6 protein-coding genes are annotated in these 3,505 nt (G+C 69.4%); 4 read left to right on the forward strand and 2 right to left on the reverse strand.

Annotation, left to right across the window (positions count from 1 at the left end; all coding sequences use genetic code 11):
* Nucleotides 1–128: 128 nt before the first annotated feature.
* Nucleotides 129–536, reverse strand: coding sequence for a universal stress family protein (locus QZT59_RS12200; protein ID WP_290816457.1), 408 nt, complete (start codon nucleotides 534–536; stop codon nucleotides 129–131).
* 256 nt (nucleotides 537–792) lie between these two features.
* Complete coding sequence (locus QZT59_RS12205) at nucleotides 793–1,563, reverse strand: creatininase family protein (protein ID WP_290816459.1); 771 nt, start codon at nucleotides 1,561–1,563, stop codon at nucleotides 793–795.
* Nucleotides 1,564–1,764: 201 nt separating this feature from the next.
* Between QZT59_RS12205 and QZT59_RS12210 the strand changes: the two genes are divergently transcribed.
* The 4 genes from QZT59_RS12210 to QZT59_RS12225 form a co-directional block, all read left to right on the forward strand.
* A complete protein-coding gene (locus QZT59_RS12210; protein ID WP_290816462.1) occupies nucleotides 1,765–2,004 on the forward strand; it encodes a PRC-barrel domain containing protein in 240 nt (79 codons plus the stop codon).
* Between the two features lie 94 nt (nucleotides 2,005–2,098).
* Nucleotides 2,099–2,662 (forward strand): AAA family ATPase, encoded by a 564-nt coding sequence (locus QZT59_RS12215; RefSeq protein WP_290816465.1) that lies wholly within the window; start codon nucleotides 2,099–2,101, stop codon nucleotides 2,660–2,662.
* A complete protein-coding gene (locus QZT59_RS12220) occupies nucleotides 2,659–3,072 on the forward strand; it encodes an RNA-binding domain-containing protein (RefSeq protein WP_290816466.1) in 414 nt (137 codons plus the stop codon). Before QZT59_RS12215 ends, QZT59_RS12220 begins: the two co-directional genes overlap by 4 nt.
* A gap of 71 nt (nucleotides 3,073–3,143) precedes the next feature.
* Nucleotides 3,144–3,505, forward strand: a 362-nt coding sequence (locus tag QZT59_RS12225; RefSeq protein WP_290816469.1) for a CBS domain-containing protein, incomplete at its 3' end; no start/stop codon positions are given.

Below are 3,505 nucleotides of genomic sequence, written 5' to 3' on the forward strand. Positions count from 1 at the left end.
ACGAGAGTCGGTTTTCACCACACGGACGCGCACGAGAGTCGGTTTTCGTCAGCCGAATTCGACCGCCCGGGCGCTCGGTCGCGACACGCGAAGAGCGTCGTCGACGGTCACGCGTCCCACCACCGGTGCTAACTGACGACCAGTTCGGCGTTCAGCTGGTTGTCGAGAAACGCCTCGAGATCGACGCCGACGCCGAGACGGTCGGCCAGCAGTCGGCGCCAGCGCGCCCGCATCGATTTTCCGATGACGACGTAGTCGGCGTTCTGCTGGGACGCCTCGCGGAGAATCGCTTCCTCGATCAGATACGCGTCCCGGACGTGACAGCTCGCGTTCGAGGGCGGATCGACCGCCTCCTCGACGGCGCGACGGAGATCCGTCCGGTCGACGGCCTCGCCCTCGTGCAGAACGTTCACGTGCAGGATGTAGAGGTGCGGGTCGTCGAGTTCGTCCGCGAGGTCGATGGCGCGGGCCATCGTCCGCACGCTGGCTTCCGCGGGAGGGTACCGAATCGGCACCAACAGCGTGGTCCGGGTCACACGACTAGTACGACCGCCCGCTATATGAACGCAGCTTCCGTCAGCGGTCGTGTCGCTACCGGCGCCGGCGGTCGATCGGATCGGACCGCGAGCGGGAGGTGACCGTTCCGATCCGGTTCCGTGCCGCATCCGAACGCTGGACGGACGACGAGGATCCGACGGACCCGCCGCGGCGACGCGTTCGCGCTCGGGTCGGCGCCCGCGAAACGGCGATTCCGACCGACCCGGGGCGGTACGCGCACGCTTTCACCAGGGGCTACACGTGTTCCTTCGGGAGCAAGTCCTCGGCGGGCCGTTCGTCGAGCCACTCGCACAGCCGGACCAGTTGCTCGCTCGCCGCCTCGAAGAGCTCGGCGCCCTTGGCCGGCGTCGCGTCGGTCTGGTCGCCGAGCACGCCGTTGTCGGTGTTGTCGATGGCGTCGAAGAACGTCCGCGCGCCGAACTCGCGGCCCGCACCCGCCCCCCACTCCACCAAACCCTCGTCGCGCGCCCACTCCAGGCGATCCTCCTTCACCAGATCGCCGGCGAGGTGCATGATCATCGCCGTCTCCTTCGGCCCGCCGTGGGGGCCGGGCGTCTCGAAGAGTTCGTCGACGAGCCCGGGAATGCTCTCGTCCCACATCCACTCGATGGCGTACGCCGCGCGGTCCTCGTGTAGCCGCTTGCCCACCTCGCGCAGGGGTCCGACGTTGCCGCCGTGGGCGTTGACGTAGATCACGCGGTCGATCCCGTGGTACGTGAGGTTGCGGGTGAGCGACTCGACGTATGCGCGAAACGCCGGCGGGTCGACCCACATCGTCCCGTGGAACTGGCGGTGGTGAGCGCTGACGCCGACGGTGATCGTCGGCGTGCAGAGGTAGCCGGTCCGGTCGGCCGCCTCGCGGGCCAGCCCCTCCGCGATCAGGTGGTCGGTTCCCTCCGGCAGGTGCGGACCGTGTTGTTCCGTCGACCCCAGCGGGACCAGGGCGAGCGACTCCGACTCGACGTACGCCTCGAGGTCCGGCCAGGTCTCGTCGGCGAGGTACATGGTGTAGAGCCTCGACGACGCGACCCAATAGTCCTCCGGCCGACGCGTGCGGTTCCCCGTCGAGTCGCCGGCGAATCGCCGCCACCTCGCAAACTCGGACGTCCCGGTCGCCGAGCGCGGGTCGCACGACCGCCCCCACGTAAACGCCCTGCCCCTGCGCCTGTGAGATACTTCGTCGGTCCCGTCCCCATTCCCGATGCGATGCGCACGAACTTCACGGACGACGACGAGGGAAAGCCCGTAGTAAACGCCGAAGGCGACAAGATCGGCGTCGTCACCGAGGTGCACGGCGATAACGTCCACGTCGACCCCGATCCGGGCGTCACGGACACCATCAAGTCCAAACTGGGCTGGGGCGACTCGGACGAGGACACCTACCAGATGGACGAGAGCAACATCGACGAGATCACCGACGACGAGATCCGCCTGCAGCGGATGTAGGCCGAACGCGCGCATTTTTCCGCACGACCGGCGGTCGAGGTGGCCCGGTGGAGACCCACAGTCCTTATACGCCAGTCGGCGCTACGGAGAGACGATGCACGTCATCGGAACCGTGGGGCTGCCGGGCAGCGGCAAGGGCGAGGCCGCGACGGTCGCCCGCGAGGAGGGCATCCCGGTGGTGACGATGGGCGACGTCGTCCGCCAGGAGACCGCCGACCGGGGGCTGGACCCGGCGAAGGACCACGGCGCGGTCGCCCAGGCGCTGCGCGACGAGCACGGCCCCGCGGCGATCGCCGAACGCTCGCTGCCGATGATCGAGGACCGGCTGGCCGACCACGACGCCGTCCTCGTCGACGGCATCCGCTCGGACGTCGAGGTCGAGACCTTCGAGGCGGCCTTCGACGAGAACTTCACGCTCGTGAGTATCGAAGCTCCCTACGAAGTGCGCCGCGAGCGCCTGGACCTCCGCGGGCGCGACGCCGGCGAGGCCGACGGCGGCGAGTCGCTCGAGTCGCGCGACGAGCGCGAACTCGGCTGGGGCACGGGCGAGGCGATGGAGCGCGCGGACGTCGTGATCGAAAACGCGGACGCGCTGGCGACGTTCCACGAACGGGTCCGCCGGGTGATCCGGGCGGACGCCACGGTGGAACGACCATGACGGGGGTCTACCGCGTCGACGTGGAGATCACGGCCCCGGTGTTCGACACCGAGGTCACCTCGCGCGTGGCGGACGCGATCACCAACGTCTTCCCGAACGCCGAGCTCGAGGAGGGTCACGGCGAGATCCGCGGGACGGCGCACTCGCTCGAGCACCTCTCCGAGCTGTTACACCGCCAGGAGATCCTCGACACCGCCCGCGGCGAGTTCTTCGCGAATCGCGAGGGGGACGCGTTTTCGTTCGCGCTCAAGAAGCAACCGGCCCTGATGGGCCGGGTGAACTTCTCGGTCGGGGAACCCGACGAACTCGGCGAGATCGCGGTCCGGGTCCGCGTCGAGGAACCCTCGCTCGAGGACTTCGTCGATCTCGTGGCGCCGCCGACCGAGGGCGGCAGGCCGATCGACCCCTGACGGCGGGCTCGGCGCCGACGGCCGACGATCACACCGGTGAGTGATTACCCCGGGTGTCGTATGTCACCGCGATGCACGCACAGATCCCCGTCGCCGAGATCATGGTCGCGGACGTCGTCACGGCGACGCCCGAAGCGACCGCGAAGGACGCCGCGACGCACATGCGCGACGAGCGCGTCAGCTCCGTCGTCGTCGTCGAGGACGAGCGGCCGGTCGGCATCCTCACGGAGGGCGACTTCGTAACCTGCCTCTGCGATCGGCCGAACCTCGGGGCGGTACCGCTCGCGGACGTGATGTCGGCCCCGGTCGAGACGGTCGCGCCCGACGCCTCCATCGTCGACGCCGTGGCCGCGCTCCGGGATCACGAGGTCGAGCACCTGCCCGTGGTCGAACGCGACGGTCGGGCCGAGCCGACCGACGCGGACGGCGGCGA

It is taken from the genome of Halovivax sp. (assembly GCA_007119345.1).
In the GTDB taxonomy this organism is placed as follows: domain Archaea; phylum Halobacteriota; class Halobacteria; order Halobacteriales; family Natrialbaceae; genus Halovivax.

Coding starts and splice junctions, on each gene's coding strand:
- QZT59_RS12210 (WP_290816462.1), top strand. CDS start 1,765: ATGCGCACGAACTTCACGGACGACGACGAGGGAAAGCCCGTAGTAAAC.
- QZT59_RS12215 (WP_290816465.1), top strand. CDS start 2,099: ATGCACGTCATCGGAACCGTGGGGCTGCCGGGCAGCGGCAAGGGCGAG.
- QZT59_RS12205 (WP_290816459.1), bottom strand. CDS start 1,563: ATGTACCTCGCCGACGAGACCTGGCCGGACCTCGAGGCGTACGTCGAG.
- QZT59_RS12220 (WP_290816466.1), top strand. CDS start 2,659: ATGACGGGGGTCTACCGCGTCGACGTGGAGATCACGGCCCCGGTGTTC.